The following is a 16,539-nucleotide window of genomic DNA, read 5'->3' on the forward strand; positions in this document are numbered from 1 at the left end:
TTTAATCCTCCAATTTATCCCGAATATAATTCCGGATCGCTTTTACTTGCTCGAAGACATTATCCGATTGATCCAAGTTGTCATTGGTTAGTGAATTTGTTTTTGGCAGCATATTCCAAACAACGGCGGTTCGTTTCGAAACTTCTTCTAATGCTTTTTCTAGCGCGATTTGCGGCCCGTCGGTATAAAGAAACGCCTCAGAAAGTTTGCCGGTGTCCTCGAGAACAGCGATAGCATCTTCACTTGTAACCACCGCCGCTAACTCTGAAAGGTTGCGAGATTCGCCAAGAACAGTCCTGCCCAATTGGTCTTTGGAGAACATCCAGCCAAGCGCGCGTTTGAGATTTTCTTCGTTAAGGCTTGGTATTTCGATATCCGACTTACCTTCCAAACCCAACCATTCAACAATTTTTTTATAACTAAGCGCGGTTGTAATTAATGAAAACGAAACGTCCTTTTGCTCAATTGGTAACCCGTAAAATTTTGAACTTTCTGCGCGAATATAAAGCGATAACGCGGTTAATAGTTGGGCCACATAATCTGGTTTGCTGCCAATATCATTCGCTAAAGAGCGTATTTGTTCTGCTTTAGCGAGGCTCGGGTAAAATTCATCTCGAAGTTGGGCTAGATATTTTGCTTTTGAAAGAGAGTCCCATTGTTGAACTCCAGTGATATGCCTATAGCCAAGATACCTAAGAATTTCTCGGCGGCTTTTGTAAATCAAGCATGGGAGTTTTTTGGGCGGAGTTACAATAGATTCTGACTTGATTGCAGCAACACTGTTTTTTCTTCGGCTTGGTGGCTGTACTTCGCCATTAAGTAGCTTGACGGCGGCAAGTCTACGGTTACCCTCGATTACGGTATACCTTTCACCTGTTTTTGTAACCAGTAATGGCTCCCCGTCGAAGTAGTATTTTTGACCAATGGACAACATAAGGTCTTGAACTCTTTCATCATCAAGCATTTCTTCAATGACAGCCGCCACTGAGTGGGCATCGTTCAGCCGGTAAAAACGCGGGTTTTCTGGATCAAAATCGATCTGATTGGTATCAATCAATTCGACTTGTTGATTTGGCATTATTTGCTCCAAATGATGTTTAGCGTAAAGCCAACTGTAGCTAAGTATTATCCGTTATCAATCCGTCAGAAAAAAGGCTTTGTTCTGGACAATTATGTTGACTGGCGCTTCTTGTTGGCACATTTGGCAACCATGCAGGACATCGAGACGAGTCAGACGTCGGTTTCAGTAAATTTCGATGAGTTGACGTTGGCAGAGATCAACGCGGCCCTAAGCACTTTGAAACGCCACTTCGCCGGCTTCACGTCGCCGTAGCCCAACCATTGACGGAATATTCTGAAAATGACCAAGGCGCAAGCCGATATAGCCAGTCTCGACCAGCTTCGCCCCAGATTACATTGACTACGGGATTTGCTATCGCGCGACGACGATACCTATATGGCATTAGGTAGCGATATTTAGAGTTTTTGCCTGGATGCCTACGAATCTTTGAAAATTGCCGGCAAAGGCTCGCGGCAGACTTTTCAGCCGACCACCCGGGCCGATCGGCCGCAGCGCCTAGGCCGCTTAGTTTGAATGCTACGATCGCCACGCTTTTTGCTCCTTTCGAATAGCTTTTAGCCTCAACCGGCAGGCGTTTCGGCTTACCCGCAAACCTCAAAACCATTCGCGCCAGGCAAATCGCTGTAAGCTCAAACCTGCCCAAGTCAACGTGCAAATCAAAGTCCTTCTCAGGAATAGCGAATTGCCTTAATCGCCAGCTTAGATAGCCGTATGCACAAGGTAAAAAGCGATTCTGGCAAGCCGAATTGGTTTAATTCCACACCTAAAACCAGCCATTTAAACACCACCTTATTCAGCCCAGGGTACGCGATGCGTACCCTGCCGGCATTTCCAAGATGTCGCTCCCAAGATCCATTGGGAACCAGAAAAAGAAGGATTTCAGACTATTAAAGATCTTTGCCAACGCACCTTATTCAGCCATCAATCCGGCGATTTGGGCTTTGGCGTTACATTGGCCGATGGCCTCGTCTATCTGAGACGACGTGAGTTTATGTTTGCCGGCAAGCGTGCCGTGCCAATCGAATGCTTGATATTCTTTTTGCGCAAAGGTGGCGATCTGGCATTTTTTAGCGGGCGAGTTTGCAAACGGCATTGGGCTATCCGGCGGCAGCGAGTCCATGCCTTCCGAGCTAGGTGCGTAAATTAAAAAATCGCCGTTGATCGCCAGGACCGCACGGTATTGCTGGGCGGTGGTGAAATACAAATCACCGATCTCAATTTCAGCTTCTTTTAGCCACAGATTCTTGTTTTTCTTGCTCTTTTTCATGAGTGATTCATTTTGAAAGGTGTTGGTCCGGCGATAGTCAGGGATTGGGATTCGCGCACAGTTTGGCCAGAATAAAATCGGTATGCGAGACGCCAAGAAGGTCGGCAATCTTCCGCACCATATACTCTTCCTGCGGGTCGATATTGCCGTCCGCATAGGCGATTTGCCAGAGGGATTTAACAAACTTTATTTTTTCCTCAGGACCAAGGCATTGGTTGATTGTTGAGGTAAATTCATAATAATCAACCGCCTGCTGACGCTTGTGTTCCGCATTGGTCATCAAGGCCTCAGCCTGTTCAGCAGAGAGCGAAAAACACTTTTGCACCAAGGACAGAATCTTGGTCCGTTCGACATCCTGACAGACATCGTCCATGGTCATCATTTCTGTCATTAAGGCCGTCAGGGCCTCCTGAAGCTTTGCTTCCGCTACAACCTCGGGTGACGGTAAGGACAGGTGTTTTTCAAAAAACAGTTTAATTTGCTCGAGCATGTTGGTGGGCTTCCTGTATACATTTCAGACAATTAAATAACCCGTTAAGGAGCCTCGGATTAATTCAGTTTTTCAAGAAAAAAAATATGCAAGTCATTGATTTAATTGGCGCAGAAATTCATGTTAACGAATTAATCAGAGGTTCCTTAACCCTATTACACGGCCCCTATTTCGAAGATTGTCATTCCGGCAGGGATTGCCAAAATCCAAGTGCCATGGTTGGTTAAGGTAGCAATAAGAAACCGGCAATAAAGTGGAGTCTCCCGATATTCACCAGCCTGAACGCAATGAACAGCAAAACCGCCAAAATCGACAATCAGAGAGCCAAATTGCCGAAAAAACTCTATATCGCAACCGATGGCTCGTTGAAGTCATGCGTTACCGGGCCATTGCTCGAACTACCCATTGATTTTCAGGCGTGGCCACCAATGGACACCAGCAACATCGTTTTGTTTGTCAGCAAAGCGGCTTAGAAGGCTGGTGAAAAACTCACGAATATTTCCCCTTACCCGCGGTAACCTTGATTTTTTTGCGCTGAAATTGACCACGAAGTCGAGTTTCAGCGGTTATGCCCCCGTTTGGAGAGCTTTTTATTCGCCTGAAGCCGTCTTTGAACGGTTTTCAGGCGTACTCCACGTAGGTAAATGAGTTTACCGCGCCTCCGATAACCGGCAAAGCCGGCGCTAAGCTTGGGCGACGGCATGCGCCGATATTTCAAACATCGCTTAACAGCGGTCGGCTTAATGTTTGGTACCACCAACCGGCCGCTTCACCTTTATTTGCGGTGCGCATTGCCAGCCACACTGGTTCCGACGGACGTGCTTCTTCAACCTGCAATTCCATCAGCGATCCGGTTTCTAGCTCGTGGGCGACTAATTGTCGCGGTAAAAAGCCAAAGCCCAACCCGGCCCGTTGAAATTGGATTTTGGTGTCGATATTCGGAACCGTAATGCGTTTTTGACCGGACAATAAACCTACTGTTTTTGCCGGCAGCGACCGGGCGCTATCGGCGACGGCGATAACGGTATGTCTATGCAGCATGTTGGTTTTAATTGGCTGATTTGATGCGGCCAACGGGTGGACGGGCGCGACGCAAAATGCAAAATCCACGGTATCGATCTGCCTGACTTGATAGCCGCTCCAATTCGGACAATCGCCGACGGCGACGACGATATCCGCCCGTTCCTCACGTAATGCCTCCCATACCCCGCTCATCACTTCCGCGGTGACGCGAATGCGGGTTCCGCATTCCAGGGTATTAAACTCATGCAAATCGTTAATAAACACCCTGCTGGGTATCAGCGAATCAAACACCAGGGTCAGTTCGGCTTCATATCCGGAAGCGATTTTATATAACCGAGATTCGAGGTCGCCAAAGGCGTGCAATAACAAACGCCCTTCGTTTAACAATGCATTTCCGGCCGGAGTTAGCGAAAGCTTGGGGCCATTGCGTTCGAATAACTTCAGATTCAATTGTTCTTCCAATTTGCCGACGGCATAGGAAATGGTGGATGGCACGCGATGCAGCTGTTCCGCCGCGCCCGACATTGATCCGGTGCGGTCGATCGCATCGATAATTTGAATAGCTTCCAGCGATAACTTCATTCGAACTCCAAAACCACTTTCGAAAAAATCGAATATTAAAAGCAAAATAACTCGTTTTAAATAAAAAAAATTCGGGAGTATTCTAATTTCACTCGCTTAAAACCCCAATATTCCATACCAAAGCTGAGTGAATGTTAATTCGAAATTTTTGAAAGGAGCTCGATCATGCTGGAAATTCGTCCCGCCCACCGCCGAGGTAGCGCTCATTTCGACTGGCTATTCTCAAGACACACTTTTTCCTTCGGCAATTACTATGATCCGCAGCAAAGTGGATTTTCCGATTTGTTAGTGATCAACGAAGATATTGTGCAGCCGGGTAAAGGCTTTGGCACGCATCCGCATCGGGATATGGAAATTTTTACCTATGTCATCGACGGTGCTTTGGCACATAAAGACTCGATGGACAACGGCTCGGTGATCGAAGCCGGCGACGTTCAGTTAATGACTGCCGGAACCGGCGTGACTCATAGCGAATTTAATCATTCGCAGAGTGAGTTGGTGCATTTTCTGCAAATTTGGCTGGTGCCGAACAGCAAAGGCGTCGAGCCGCGTTATCAGCAAAGTCATTTTAGCCCCGCGCAAAAACAAGGCCGGCTGGCGCTGATTATTTCGCCGGACGGTGCGGAAGGATCATTGTCGGTTTACCAGGATGTGCGGGTTTACGCCGGCTGTTTCGATGCTGGCGAACAGGCGCAATTAACGCTTGCGGATAACCGTTATGCTTACGTGCATCTGGTAAGCGGCGCCTTGACCGTGAACGGCACCGTATTGCACGCAGGCGATGGCGCCCGCATCCGCGGCGAGAGCCTAATCGACATACAACAGGGACACAATGCCGAAGTGTTGGTGTTTGATTTACGCCCGCATGAGAAACCCAGCCGGTAGTGCGCCATGAACGAAATCAGCCAAACGCCGCTCAACAACGAACAAGTTTTTTTTGCCATCCGCCATCGGCTGAAAAAAGGTAAGCGCAACCTTCAGCAATACGAGCGATGGCTAAGCAAAATCATGCCGATTGCGGCAAGCTTTCCGGGGCATTTGGGGGTACAAGTCGTCCGGCCGCCGGACGGTCACAATGAGTATCTGATCGTGGTGCGTTTTGCCGGTATCCAGGCCTTGGAATTCTGGCAGCTGTCTCCGGAACGCCAGCAGTTGCTTCAGGAAATTACCGGGATTCTGGACAGCGAAGAAGCGATCGACATCAAAACCGGGATCGATTACTGGTTTACCCCGCCGGCGGAGGGTAAGCATCCACGGCGTTGGAAACAATGGCTGGTCACGACGTCGGTGATCTGGCCGTTGACGATGTATGTGCCGCCGGCGATGGAACCTGTGTTTGAAAAGTATCCGCAGCTGGGGGAGTTCGGCATTCGCCAGGGTGTATTAGCTTTGGTTATCGTCGGTTTGGTGGTGTATTTGATTATGCCGCTCTATGTCCGGCTAATCGCGAAATGGTTTTTTAAAAGTTAGTGTACGGATTATGTCTTGGGCGTAAGTCAACGGCAGCGAACTGTGGCAATCGTTACCGCAGTCCTGGTAAAGCTTATTTAAATCACCTTTATTAACGGGACAGATTGAACTATGGGACAAACTACTACCAGCAAAATATTGAACTGGCAGATTGAGGGATGTCATTTTTCTCGCTTCGATATATCGCCAGAGCAGTCGGTTTCACTGGAAAAAATCTTTCACGATGAAATTTCCATTATCGGCTTTTCCGGTGCGGTTTGGAAAAGCCGGCAAAATGGTCAGAACTATCTTGAAACGCCAAATTGTCTAGTGATGCGCGATGCGGGGCAAATATTCTCCCTGAAATCGGCTTTTATAAACAAGGGCGGTGCAATTTGTCGCGAAATCAAAATAAGTCCTCGGCAACTGGTCGATTTTTGCGAAAAACATGAGTTAAGCAAATTTGTATTGGATTTTAAAAATCCGATTGTTGATAACCTATATTTAAGAAATTACTTTGCCGATACGCATAGAGTTTTAGAAGCCAGCCAATGCGCTCTGGAGCAATCGACTTGTCTGGCTCTATTCGTAAATCGGTTTTTGCAGCAAGTGACAGGCAATCATTACGGTTGCCTGCAACTATTAAAGCCTTGGAAAGTGAAAGTATCCATTGAATATTTGCGGACTTTTTATAATCGAAATATTTCGCTGAACGAGCTTTCGGAAGTCACTAAATCGAATCCTTTTGTAATATTAAGAAATTTTAAAAAGTGCTTGGGAATTACGCCCCACGAATATCTGCAAGCGTATCGAATTATTCAAGCCAAAAAGTTTATTTCTACCGGAGTCGCATTAACCGATGTTGCGATATTGTGCGGTTTTGCCGATCAAAGCCATCTAAACCGCGTGTTTAAAAGAAAGGTCGGGGTAACGCCGGGCCAATTTCGAAATGTTTAATCTGGATTGTTTACCTGCCGGATTACTGTCATAGGTTTTGTAGCGCTTTTCCTACCGGCTCAGCCATTTTTTGATTTCCATTTTGTTTACAGGAGCGATATTAAACCATTTTATTTATACGTTAATTGTTAAGAAAAAGTCAATATTGTTCAATACCCAAGTCTCAGAGCTTGGTCAAATACAAGTCCGTGAATTCTGACTTAATCAATCTGGTTTAAAGGAGCAATCAATGAGCGCAGCCACCGAAAAACTTATTACCCCCGATAATTGTGCGTTTATATTTATCGACCATCAACCGCAAATGGCTTTTGGCGTGACTAATATCGACCGCCAATTACTCAAGAACAACGTCGTCGCGATGGCCAAAACGGCCAAGTTGTTCAATATTCCCACCGTGCTCACCGCCGTCGAAACCGAATCATTCAGTGGCTATATTTGGCCCGAGTTGATGGATGTGTTGCAGCAAGACCCGATCGAACGTTCCAGCATGAATAGCTGGGAAGACGAGGCCTTCGTCGCCGCCGTTAAAAAGACCGGACGGAAAAAATTGGTGATGGCCGCGTTATGGACGGAAGCTTGTCTGATTTTCCCAACCATCTGCGCGCTGGCGGAAGGCTATGAAGTCATCATGAATACCGATGCCTCGGGCGGTACTTCGCTAGAAGCGCACAATGCCGCCATCAGGCGCGCCGAACAACATGGGGCGGAGTCGATCACCTCGCTGCAGGTACTCTTGGAATTGCAACGCGATTGGAGTCGTCAAGAAACCTATGTCGGCACAACGGATATTGCCCGCGAACATTTTGGAGCTTACGGCATGGGTATCGACTATGCGGCCAGCTTGGTACACGACTATGGGCAACGCGCCAAATATCCACACAAAATCAATCAATAAACGGCGGCGGATTGAATGCGTTTCCCTGATAAATACATTTGATGAGGTGCGTGGCATATGAAACCTTATAGCCCGGAGACCATTTTATTTAATGGCAAAATCACGACACTGGATCCAGTTCAGCCGGAGGTCAGCGCCATCGCCGTCGCCGCCGGCAAAGTCCTTGCGCTGGGCTCGGATGCACAGATCCAGGCGCTGGCGATCGCCGATACCGTCGCCATCGATTTGAACGGTAAACGGGTCCTGCCGGGCTTGAACGACTCGCACCTGCATTTGATTCGCGGCGGCCTCAATTACAACATGGAGCTGCGCTGGGAAGGCGTCGGCAGCATCGCCGATGCCTTGGCGATGCTGCAACTGCAAGCGGCCAGAACGCCGGCACCGCAATGGGTGCGGGTGGTTGGCGGCTGGAGCGAGTTTCAATTTAAGGAAAGGCGGATGCCGACCCTGGCGGAAATCAACGCGGTTTCCCCTGATACGCCGGTGTTTATCCTGCATTTATACGATCGGGCGTTATTGAACGGCGCCGCGCTACGCGCGGCCGGCATCGGTAAAGACACGCCCGATCCGCCGGGCGGCAAAATTCAGCGCGATGCCAACGGCAATCCGACCGGGATGTTGATTGCCGAACCCAATGCGATGATTTTGTATTCGACCTTGGCCAAGGGTCCGAAATTGCCGCTGGACGATCAAATCAACTCCACCCGGCATTTCATGCGCGAGTTGAATCGTTTGGGCGTGACCAGTTGCATCGATGCCGGCGGCGGTTTTCAAAATTACCCGGAAGACTATCAGGTGATTGAAAGACTGCATGCAGACGGACAGATGACCGTGCGCATCGCCTACAACTTGTTTACCCAAAATAAGGGCGGCGAGCTGGCTGATTTTCAGAAATGGGCCGGCGTTGTCAAACCCTACAGCGGCGACAGTTACTTTCGCCAGAATGGCGCGGGCGAGATGCTGGTGTTTTCCGCCGCCGACTTCGAGGATTTTCTGCAACCTCGCCCGGACATGGCGGCCAGCATGGAAAAAGAGCTGGGCGACGTGGTTCGGTTTTTGGTGGAGAATCGCTGGCCGTTCCGGCTGCATGCTACTTACGACGAAACCATAGACCGGGCGCTTGACGTGTTCGAGGCGATTAACCGCGACACCCGTTTCGACGATTTGCGCTGGTTTTTCGACCATGCCGAAACCGTCAGCGAAAAAAATCTGGCGCGGATCAAGCACTTGGGCGGGGGCATTGCGGTACAACACCGCATGGCCTTTCAAGGCGAATATTTTGTAGACCGCTACGGTAAAAAGGCAGCCGAGCATACGCCGCCGCTGCGAAAAATGTTGGAAATGGGCATCCCGGTAGGCGGCGGCACCGATGCCACGCGGGTTGCCAGCTTTAATCCCTGGGTTTCTCTGTATTGGCTGGTGACAGGCAGAACGGTCGGCGGCTTGCCGCTCTACGGCGAAAGCAATTGCCTGGAACGCGAGGAGGCCTTGCGTCTGTGGACCACCGGTAGCGCGTATAAATCGAACGAAGAGACCGTAAAAGGCGCCTTGTCGCCAGGCATGTATGCCGACCTGATCGTGACATCGCACGATTTCATGACCGTCGCCGACGAGGCCATCAAGGCCATTACTTCGCTGCTGACTATGGTAGGCGGCAGAATCGTTTACGCGGCGGATGATTTCAGCCGGTTCGACACGCCGTTGCCGCCGGCCAGCCCCGATTGGTCGCCGGTGCGCTATTTCGGCGGCCATCAAACGCCGCAAACGCATTATGCATTACCGGCCGCTTCATGCGCAGCGCACGCCTGTGCGATTCACGGTCATCACCCAGGCCAAGATGGCAAACTGTCGCGCTGGTTGGGGCTGGATAATGCTGGAAAACAAGTGCAGTTTGAAAATCCGTGGGCTCTGGGCTGCGGCTGTTTTGCCTACTAATAGCGGCTAGCCTTCATGCAAAACCGCGAATGAGGTCATTGCCAATGAAACCCGGACTCATTCCATTGGCCTTATCGCTGGTTAGCACCGCAGGGATCACGCAAGAGTCCGAGCCGGGTTTTAACAGCAACCGCTGGCAGGAAAATTATCAATACCTTGCCAAGCAAACTCGGCGAAGCAGCTACGAATCGCTCAAATACCTGCCGCTGACCGCCGACCGCGAGGACGTGTATTTATCCTTGGGCGGAAATTTTCGGGAACGTTTCAATAGCTACGACAACGATTTGTTCGGACTGAAAACGCACACCGACGGCCAGCAATTTTTGCATCGCTTTTTGCTGCACGCCGATCTGCATGCCACCGAACATGTCAGGGCCTTTGTGCAATTGGCCAGCTATCTATCTAATGACCTGGGTCTGCGGAAAGGGCCGTTGGATAACGATAGCGCGGATTTGCAGCAGGGTTTTATCGATTTGCAGTATCAAACGTTGACTGCGCGTGTCGGCCGGCAGGAGTTTGCGCTGGGTTCGTCCCGTTTGATCAGCGTACGTGAAGGCCAAAATGCGCGGCGGGCTTTCGATGGCGTTCGGCTTTCGCTAAAAAACGATTATCTAGATCTGGATGCGTTCGGTTTTGAAGAAGTGGCGATAACACCGGCGAGTTTCGACGACCGGGGAAATACCCAAGAAAAACTCTGGGGGCTGAACAGCAAATGGTCGTTCAAGCCAACCGATGTCGAGATCTATTACATCGGCCTGCAGCGCAAAGATGCCCAGTATCAAAATACGGTCGCCGATGAATCCCGCCATTCGTTCGGCAGCCGCGTCTTCGGCAAGCGGTTCGGCTGGGATTGGAATTTTGAAGGCATTTATCAACTCGGCAGCTTCGGCCCCTTAACTATCAATGCCTGGACTGCGGCATCCAACACCGGCTATACCTTTGACATTCCGAGCTGGCGCCCCCGGCTAGGTTTAAGCGCTAATGTTGCCAGTGGCGACAGGAATGCCAAAGATCGGCAGTTGAATACGTTTAATCCCTTATATCCTAATCTGACGTATTTTGAGGAAGCCGCGATACTGGCGCCGCAGAACTTTTTTAATTTGATGCCGAATCTGTCCTTGCAGCCTCTGCCCAGTGTCAGGCTATCGGTCGATTGGAATTTTTACTGGCGCTTGTCAAACAACGATGCAGTTTATGCACGTGGACTTAATCCGTTGGAACAGACGCTAGGCGCCAAAGGTCGATTTGTCACCCAAGCCCTTTCCACCAATATAGAGTGGGAAATCGATAAGCATTTTTCGCTTGGCTTTAGTTACAGCCATTTTTTTGCGGAACAGGTGATTACCGAAGCGGGAGGACGGGATACCGACTACGTCCGTACCCAATTCAACGCAGTATTCTAAAAACAGGTTCCGCTGTGGCTGGTTGATGCAATGGCCGGCGAGTTTGCCCCATAATCGGGGAAATTTCTCCGGCTTTTACGACTAAGTTAATTTATGGCTATCGATTCATCCACCTTGCTAACCCAACCATTCCTAATCTTTGAAACGCCAATATTTACGCTGGGTACGCAATCGGTCAATGTCATTTGGCTGGCTAAATTCACGTTGTGTTTAGGGTTGATGCTGTTGGTCGTCCGCTGGATACGCCATATCCTGAATACGCGCTTGTTGGTCGGCCTGGTTGTCAACGAAGGCGATCGCAAACTGATCGCCAATCTCGCTGGCTTTACGCTGGTGGCGGTTGGTATCGTAGTGATCATGCAAGTCATGGGCATCAAATTCGAGACACTGGCGCTCATTTTCGGCGGTCTGGGAGTCGCAGTCGGCTTCGGCTTACAAGACATCACCAAGAACATCGCCAGCGGCATTACCATGATGAGCGAACGCAAGCTAAAAGTGGGGGATCTTATCTATTTTGCCGGTGGCGAAGGACGCATCCGGGATATTTTTCTACGCTCGACCGTGATTACGTCGTTCCAAGGTTCGGAACTGATCATTCCCAATGTTCAGCTCACCAACAATATCGTGGAAAAGTGGGGGTATCAAGCCAAGCGTGGGCGGGTTGAAATTCCGGTTGTGGTCGAGCAGCAGAGCAATCTGGTATTGGTGACCGAGTTGTTATTGAAAGCCGCCAGCCAGGAACCCAGCGTATTAAGCGATCCGGCACCCAAAGCCTTGCTTCTGGGGTTTGGCGATATCGGATTGAATTTCGAACTTTGGGTTTGGACCGATCATATCGATCAACGTAGCCAGATCAGAAGCGCGTTAAACTTTCGGATTGAATACTTATTTCGACGGCACGCTATTAAAATTCCCTATCATCCGACGAATAACCGTAACCTCTACCCTGCCACCGATGCGGCCGCCAACCTGATCAACGGTTCGCCGGAAGCGGCGAGCATGCCGTCCATACACAATGCTCTCATTGAGCTGCCTTATTTTCAGCATTTCGATGAGCTGGAAATACGCGAACTGATAGAAAAGGGATCGCCGCGTTATTTCAATCCTGGCGAAATTTTGGTTAAACAGGACGAATACTTTCCATTTTTTTGCGTCATGCTCAAAGGCGAGGTCGATGCGATATTCGAGAATGAGAAAGTCAGTCAGCGTTTGTTTAGCCTGCGACATCGCGATTTTTTCGGCGAACTGCCCTTACTCCTAAAGATTCCCTATCCAACATTGATGCGCGCAGTCGGCGAAGTCGTTTTGTTTACAATACCCGAGGATTACTTTGGGGACCTGTTAAGCCGTTATCCGCAAATCAAGGCCGCAGTTAGCGAAGAAATGCTAAAGCGGCAGGAATACATTCAGCTCTGTCAATCGTCGTTGAAAAAAATGGGTTTGCTCCCCGAAGAATTCGACAATAATCCGGTCACATGGCTAAAAAGCCGGCTCATGAAGCTGTGGGGGAATTGATCTTATCCATTTTTGCAGACAAGCCGTAATCTCGGTTGTTGCGGAGACTCGGATCATGCAATATGCCTAACCCCCGCGCCGGATAGAAGAAGTGTTTTTTCAAGTCCGGGCCGATGCGGTTTTCGCCGAGCGCTTCGCGCGTAAAAATGAAGGCGATGCCGCGATTGCCTAATTGCTCCGCCACGTAGCCGAAAGTGTGCAAAGGTCGGAATCGCCCATGGTATGCGCGTCTCCTGGGGACAAAATGCACGCCGATTCGACCCGCACCCCATACCGAAATCACAGCATCGGTCACTTCCAGTAGTCAGCGGGGGCAATTTTCTATTGGGTCACCATAGACATCGTTTCTTTTATTGGTGTTGTCCGGTAAAAACGAGTCTAACAGATAGCCATTGGCGCCGTGAGTTTCCACGCCGTCAAAACCGGCACTTTTGGCGTTTTCCGCGTCCTTGCGTTAAGTCTCGACGATACCTGGAATTTGCCATTGAGATAATCCGGATGCGAAACCCGGCCTACATGCCAAAGCTGTAGAAAAATTCGGCCGCCGGCGGCGTGAACGGCTTGGGTGACCTTGGTCCAGCCGTCGGTTTGTTCTTCCGACCAAATGCCGAGTGTGTCGGGATAGCCAACGCCTTGCGCGGAGACGCTGGTGGACTCACTTATCATCAGTCCGGTTTTCACTAATAATCTCACCCGACACTTGGCAATAATCTTAGCGCCAATCGTCAATGGTTTAAGGAAAACCGCACTGACCCGGGTATCGTTAATAATAAGACGCCTCTATAATCCGCTCTGGCATCCATCGCCCAACCAGCGCCAGCAGCCCTTCATTGGCTTGGTTGATCCCGGCGATTCAGCATCAAGTGAGCAAGGCGATTGCCGGCTTCAATCAAGGGATGGATCACAAAATTGGCGCCCGCTTTTAATAATTGCTGCTCTTCCACACCGTGATAACAAATACTGCTGATTTGCCCCGTGAAACCGCGCTTTCTAAGCTGAGCCACCGCGGTTAAGCGCACCTCGAATGCCGGCACCGTGAGGATGATGCCTTTAACCTTATGCAAGGGTAAACCGCTCCATAACTCAGTGTCCTCGGCGTCGCCGTAGAGCACGCGGCGGCCGGCGGCAAGATGATATTCCAGCACGGTAGGGTCGGCATCCAGGCCAACCACCCGCTGCTCTTGCTGGCACAGGGTTTTATATACCACGCCACCGGTTCGGCCCATGCCTATCACCAGCCATTCGGCGGCGCCGAACGAATCCGGCAGGCGGTCCGGATGGTCGGACTTTCTTTCAAAACGCACCAGCAGTGGCTCGACCCAGGAAAACAAGCGATGGGAATAGCGGTTTAACGGTGCGGCAATTGCCAGCGAACCAGCCACCGCCAAACTGATGATAGCGTTCCATTCCGCTGGCAACAGTTGAGCTTTGACGACCGCACTGGTGGTAATCAGCGAAAATTCGCTGTAAGTCGTCAAGGCCAAAGACGATACGAAAGCAGTACGCGCCCTGAGTCCGGCGACCACAAATAGACCAAAGAACAGCGCACCTTGCAACGGCAACAACGCCAGCAATTGCAAGGCGTCCATGATTTGTGCCTGGTTCGGTAAGTCACTGACACCAATCTGCAAGAAGAACGCCACCAAAAACAGCTCTTTCAAACCCCAGAGCCTATCGCTTAACTCCTTGATCCTGGGATGATTAGCCAACATCACGCCGGTCAACAAAGCACCAATATCGGCGGCAATACCGACACTTTCCGCGGCGACGCCGCCGGCCAGCGCCAGCGTTACCCCCAACAGCAATTTCAGTTCCGAAGATCGGCTGACCGACAATACCCGATGCGCTATCGGCCGTAACAGCGGCACCAGTAACAGAGCCAATGCCCATGGCGTAGGCTGCCTACCTTCCGCCAGGGCCAGCAAACCGATTGCCACGATGTCCTGCAAAATCAGGATACTCATGACATCCCGGCCATGCAGTGACGACAATTCACCGTTATCTTCCAACACCTTAATTGCCAACACCGTGCTGGAAAATGCCAAACTAAGGCCCAGCACCAAGCCACCGGTCACTCGCTGCTCTAGCCACAGAAATACCAGCGCCGAAATCAAAGCCATCAACATTAAATGCAAGCCGCCGACGCTAAGCACTTCGCGACGAATCAGCGAACTGGGCTTGAGTTTTAAACCGACCGAAAACAACAATAATTCAATACCGATCTCCGCCAAATGGTGAAGATCCGGCAATACCGCAATCCCCAAGGCATGCAATACATAACCAGCGACCAAATAACCGACCAGCGGCGGAAAAGACAGGCGGCTGGCTACCAAACCAGCGATATATGCCGTACTAATCCAGATTAATTCCATCATATCTATCAACCAAAATAAAAACGCCGTTTAATATATCGGGATCGTAACCTGTTTTAAAAGGTTACTGGCTAATTTTTAAACAGCTACGCCACTTGAGCCTGGAATTGCCGGACGATCACCGTACTACCGTTTTCGCGGACATGGCGAGTTTTTAGCGGCCCGAGCAAGCCCATTATCTGTACAGAAGGTTGATAGGCCGATTGTTTTACCGCATCATCCCTACAGATTCGCCCCATTTACCGGTACGCACCATGAAGCATCCAGAATTTCCGTTAACCGACGAGCTGATTTATCTCAACCACGCCGCTGTGGCCCCTTGGCCGAAGCGCACAAGTACAGCGGTGATTCAATTTGCCGAACAAAACTGCCAGTTCGGCTCGCATTACTATCTGGATTGGTTGAAAAAGGAAAATGAAATCCGCCGCCAATTGCAGGCCTTACTGAACGCACCCTCGGCCAACGATATTGCGCTGGTGAAAAACACCTCGGAAGCCTTGTCGTTTGTGGCATTTGGCTTACCCTGGCAAGCCGGCGACAACATCGTCTCCAGCAACGAGGAATTTCCCTCCAACCGCCTGCCCTGGCAAGCCTTGACCGAGCGCGGCGTCGAATTTAGAGAAGCCGATTTACGCAGTGCCGCAACCCCGGAAGATGCCTTGTTTGCGCTGGTGGATAGCAACACGCGCTTGCTGACCATCAGCTCCATCCAATTCGCCTCCGGCCTGCGCATGGATCTGGAACGCATCGGCGAATTTTGCCAGCAGCGCGGCATCCTGTTTTGCATCGACGCGATTCAAAGCCTGGGCGCGGTGCAATTTGATGTACAAGCTTATCACGCCGATTTCGTGATGGCCGATGGACATAAATGGCTATTCGGCCCGGAAGGCCTGGGGGTGTTTTACACCAACCCGGCCGCACGCGACCGGCTTAAGCTCAGCCAATACGGCTGGCACATGATGAAAGACACCCACAACTACGAAAACCTGCCTTGGGAGATCCATCCCAGCGCCCGCCGCTTCGAATGCGGCAGTCCGAACATGTTGGGGATTCACGCCTTGTCGGCCAGTTTGTCTTTATTGCTGGAAACCGGCATGCCGACCGTCGAAGCCCTGGTTCTGGAACGCAGCAACTACCTCCGCGACGCCATCAGCGCCAACGCCGAGCTGATTTTGCTGTCGCAGCGGCACAGCCGTTTGCAGTCCGGCATCGTCAACTTCAAACACCGATCCATAGACAATGAGGTGCTTTATAAGCATCTGCAAAAAAATGGTGTGGTCTGTGCTTTGCGTGGCGGCGGGATTCGCTTTTCAGCGCATTTTTACAATACATTGGCGGAACTGGACCGGGCGCTAATACTGGCCGCAGCCGTTTCGGAATAGCATTCGCCGAACTGTATTTGTACGAATATTCTCGCTAACTTTTGCCTGATTAAACGGGCCGAAGGCATAGATGGCCGCTTTGCCCAGACTTCCATAGCACCCGTGCGAGTTTCCGGCCGCTGCGAGGGCATCCTAAAAAGTCCCGGCGGCATATAAAATTCTCTCGCCCACGTCCCCCAATATCCCGA

The 16,539-nt window shown here is 50.5% G+C and carries 18 protein-coding genes; 10 read left to right on the plus strand and 8 right to left on the minus strand.

Annotation, left to right across the window (positions count from 1 at the left end; genetic code table 11):
* Position 1 precedes the first annotated feature (1 nt).
* Complete coding sequence (locus EBB_RS10285) at positions 2-1,078, minus strand: ParB N-terminal domain-containing protein (protein ID WP_192393792.1); 1,077 nt, start codon at positions 1,076-1,078, stop codon at positions 2-4.
* A gap of 12 nt (positions 1,079-1,090) precedes the next feature.
* Here EBB_RS10285 and EBB_RS10290 point away from each other — a divergent pair, with 12 nt between their 5' ends.
* Positions 1,091-1,333 (plus strand): hypothetical protein, encoded by a 243-nt coding sequence (locus EBB_RS10290; RefSeq protein ID WP_195880870.1) that lies wholly within the window; start codon positions 1,091-1,093, stop codon positions 1,331-1,333.
* Between the two features lie 658 nt (positions 1,334-1,991).
* Here EBB_RS10290 and EBB_RS10295 read toward each other — a convergent pair.
* On the minus strand, positions 1,992-2,348 hold the full coding sequence (locus EBB_RS10295; RefSeq protein WP_192393794.1) for a hypothetical protein: 357 nt from the start codon (positions 2,346-2,348) through the stop codon (positions 1,992-1,994).
* Positions 2,349-2,385: 37 nt separating this feature from the next.
* Positions 2,386-2,838, minus strand: a complete 453-nt coding sequence (locus EBB_RS10300; protein ID WP_192393795.1) for a tellurite resistance TerB family protein — start codon at positions 2,836-2,838, stop codon at positions 2,386-2,388.
* A gap of 287 nt (positions 2,839-3,125) precedes the next feature.
* Here EBB_RS10300 and EBB_RS10305 point away from each other — a divergent pair, with 287 nt between their 5' ends.
* Positions 3,126-3,311, plus strand: a complete 186-nt coding sequence (locus EBB_RS10305) for a hypothetical protein (RefSeq protein ID WP_192393796.1) — start codon at positions 3,126-3,128, stop codon at positions 3,309-3,311.
* A 241-nt stretch (positions 3,312-3,552) separates the two neighbouring features.
* Here the strand turns inward: EBB_RS10305 and EBB_RS10310 are convergent, their stop codons facing one another.
* Entirely contained in the window at positions 3,553-4,443 is an 891-nt protein-coding gene (locus tag EBB_RS10310) for a LysR family transcriptional regulator (RefSeq protein WP_192393797.1), read from the minus strand.
* 165 nt (positions 4,444-4,608) lie between these two features.
* Here EBB_RS10310 and EBB_RS10315 point away from each other — a divergent pair, with 165 nt between their 5' ends.
* The 7 genes from EBB_RS10315 to EBB_RS10345 all read left to right on the plus strand — a co-directional run bounded on the left by EBB_RS10315 (position 4,609) and on the right by EBB_RS10345 (position 12,597).
* Entirely contained in the window at positions 4,609-5,328 is a 720-nt protein-coding gene (locus EBB_RS10315; RefSeq protein ID WP_192393798.1) for a pirin family protein, read from the plus strand.
* 6 nt (positions 5,329-5,334) lie between these two features.
* Positions 5,335-5,913 carry an antibiotic biosynthesis monooxygenase gene (locus EBB_RS10320; RefSeq protein ID WP_192393799.1) on the plus strand — a complete coding sequence of 193 codons (579 nt, stop codon included), beginning with the start codon at positions 5,335-5,337 and terminating at the stop codon, positions 5,911-5,913.
* 111 nt (positions 5,914-6,024) lie between these two features.
* Positions 6,025-6,849 (plus strand): helix-turn-helix transcriptional regulator, encoded by an 825-nt coding sequence (locus EBB_RS10325; RefSeq protein WP_225587383.1) that lies wholly within the window; start codon positions 6,025-6,027, stop codon positions 6,847-6,849.
* Between the two features lie 229 nt (positions 6,850-7,078).
* On the plus strand, positions 7,079-7,744 hold the full coding sequence (locus tag EBB_RS10330) for a hydrolase (RefSeq protein WP_192393801.1): 666 nt from the start codon (positions 7,079-7,081) through the stop codon (positions 7,742-7,744).
* A 57-nt stretch (positions 7,745-7,801) separates the two neighbouring features.
* Positions 7,802-9,679: an amidohydrolase gene (locus EBB_RS10335; protein WP_192393802.1), complete on the plus strand. Its 1,878-nt coding sequence runs from the start codon at positions 7,802-7,804 to the stop codon at positions 9,677-9,679.
* 44 nt (positions 9,680-9,723) lie between these two features.
* Complete coding sequence (locus EBB_RS10340) at positions 9,724-11,082, plus strand: alginate export family protein (protein ID WP_192393803.1); 1,359 nt, start codon at positions 9,724-9,726, stop codon at positions 11,080-11,082.
* 93 nt (positions 11,083-11,175) lie between these two features.
* Positions 11,176-12,597 carry a mechanosensitive ion channel domain-containing protein gene (locus tag EBB_RS10345; RefSeq protein ID WP_192393804.1) on the plus strand — a complete coding sequence of 474 codons (1,422 nt, stop codon included), beginning with the start codon at positions 11,176-11,178 and terminating at the stop codon, positions 12,595-12,597.
* Here the strand turns inward: EBB_RS10345 and EBB_RS25875 are convergent.
* The 4 genes from EBB_RS25875 to EBB_RS10355 form a co-directional block, all read right to left on the minus strand.
* A complete protein-coding gene (locus EBB_RS25875) occupies positions 12,575-12,799 on the minus strand; it encodes a hypothetical protein (RefSeq protein WP_225587384.1) in 225 nt (74 codons plus the stop codon). The genes EBB_RS10345 and EBB_RS25875 overlap by 23 nt on opposite strands.
* Positions 12,800-12,901: 102 nt before the next feature.
* Positions 12,902-13,009 carry an oxidoreductase gene (locus EBB_RS26450; RefSeq protein WP_306789997.1) on the minus strand — a complete coding sequence of 36 codons (108 nt, stop codon included), beginning with the start codon at positions 13,007-13,009 and terminating at the stop codon, positions 12,902-12,904.
* Entirely contained in the window at positions 12,976-13,278 is a 303-nt protein-coding gene (locus EBB_RS25885; protein ID WP_229427569.1) for an oxidoreductase, read from the minus strand. The genes EBB_RS26450 and EBB_RS25885 overlap by 34 nt, the downstream gene beginning before the upstream one ends.
* A 146-nt stretch (positions 13,279-13,424) precedes the next feature.
* Positions 13,425-14,972: a cation:proton antiporter domain-containing protein gene (locus EBB_RS10355; protein ID WP_192393805.1), complete on the minus strand. Its 1,548-nt coding sequence runs from the start codon at positions 14,970-14,972 to the stop codon at positions 13,425-13,427.
* 251 nt (positions 14,973-15,223) lie between these two features.
* On the opposite strand from EBB_RS10355, the gene EBB_RS10360 reads away from it, so the two are divergent.
* Entirely contained in the window at positions 15,224-16,351 is a 1,128-nt protein-coding gene (locus tag EBB_RS10360) for an aminotransferase class V-fold PLP-dependent enzyme (RefSeq protein ID WP_192393806.1), read from the plus strand.
* Positions 16,352-16,539: the final 188 nt, after the last annotated feature.

This window comes from Methylomonas fluvii (assembly GCF_014850975.1).
Classification (GTDB): domain Bacteria; phylum Pseudomonadota; class Gammaproteobacteria; order Methylococcales; family Methylomonadaceae; genus Methylomonas; species Methylomonas fluvii.

Bases quoted from the DNA above. Each gene is read 5' to 3' on its own strand.
- EBB_RS10285 (WP_192393792.1), bottom strand. From the start codon at position 1,078: ATGCCAAATCAACAAGTCGAATTGATTGATACCAATCAGATCGATTTT.
- EBB_RS10290 (WP_195880870.1), top strand. From the start codon at position 1,091: ATGATGTTTAGCGTAAAGCCAACTGTAGCTAAGTATTATCCGTTATCA.
- EBB_RS10295 (WP_192393794.1), bottom strand. From the start codon at position 2,348: ATGAAAAAGAGCAAGAAAAACAAGAATCTGTGGCTAAAAGAAGCTGAA.
- EBB_RS10300 (WP_192393795.1), bottom strand. From the start codon at position 2,838: ATGCTCGAGCAAATTAAACTGTTTTTTGAAAAACACCTGTCCTTACCG.
- EBB_RS10305 (WP_192393796.1), top strand. From the start codon at position 3,126: ATGAACAGCAAAACCGCCAAAATCGACAATCAGAGAGCCAAATTGCCG.
- EBB_RS10310 (WP_192393797.1), bottom strand. From the start codon at position 4,443: ATGAAGTTATCGCTGGAAGCTATTCAAATTATCGATGCGATCGACCGC.
- EBB_RS10315 (WP_192393798.1), top strand. From the start codon at position 4,609: ATGCTGGAAATTCGTCCCGCCCACCGCCGAGGTAGCGCTCATTTCGAC.
- EBB_RS10320 (WP_192393799.1), top strand. From the start codon at position 5,335: ATGAACGAAATCAGCCAAACGCCGCTCAACAACGAACAAGTTTTTTTT.
- EBB_RS10325 (WP_225587383.1), top strand. From the start codon at position 6,025: ATGGGACAAACTACTACCAGCAAAATATTGAACTGGCAGATTGAGGGA.
- EBB_RS10330 (WP_192393801.1), top strand. From the start codon at position 7,079: ATGAGCGCAGCCACCGAAAAACTTATTACCCCCGATAATTGTGCGTTT.
- EBB_RS10335 (WP_192393802.1), top strand. From the start codon at position 7,802: ATGAAACCTTATAGCCCGGAGACCATTTTATTTAATGGCAAAATCACG.
- EBB_RS10340 (WP_192393803.1), top strand. From the start codon at position 9,724: ATGAAACCCGGACTCATTCCATTGGCCTTATCGCTGGTTAGCACCGCA.
- EBB_RS10345 (WP_192393804.1), top strand. From the start codon at position 11,176: ATGGCTATCGATTCATCCACCTTGCTAACCCAACCATTCCTAATCTTT.
- EBB_RS10355 (WP_192393805.1), bottom strand. From the start codon at position 14,972: ATGATGGAATTAATCTGGATTAGTACGGCATATATCGCTGGTTTGGTA.
- EBB_RS10360 (WP_192393806.1), top strand. From the start codon at position 15,224: ATGAAGCATCCAGAATTTCCGTTAACCGACGAGCTGATTTATCTCAAC.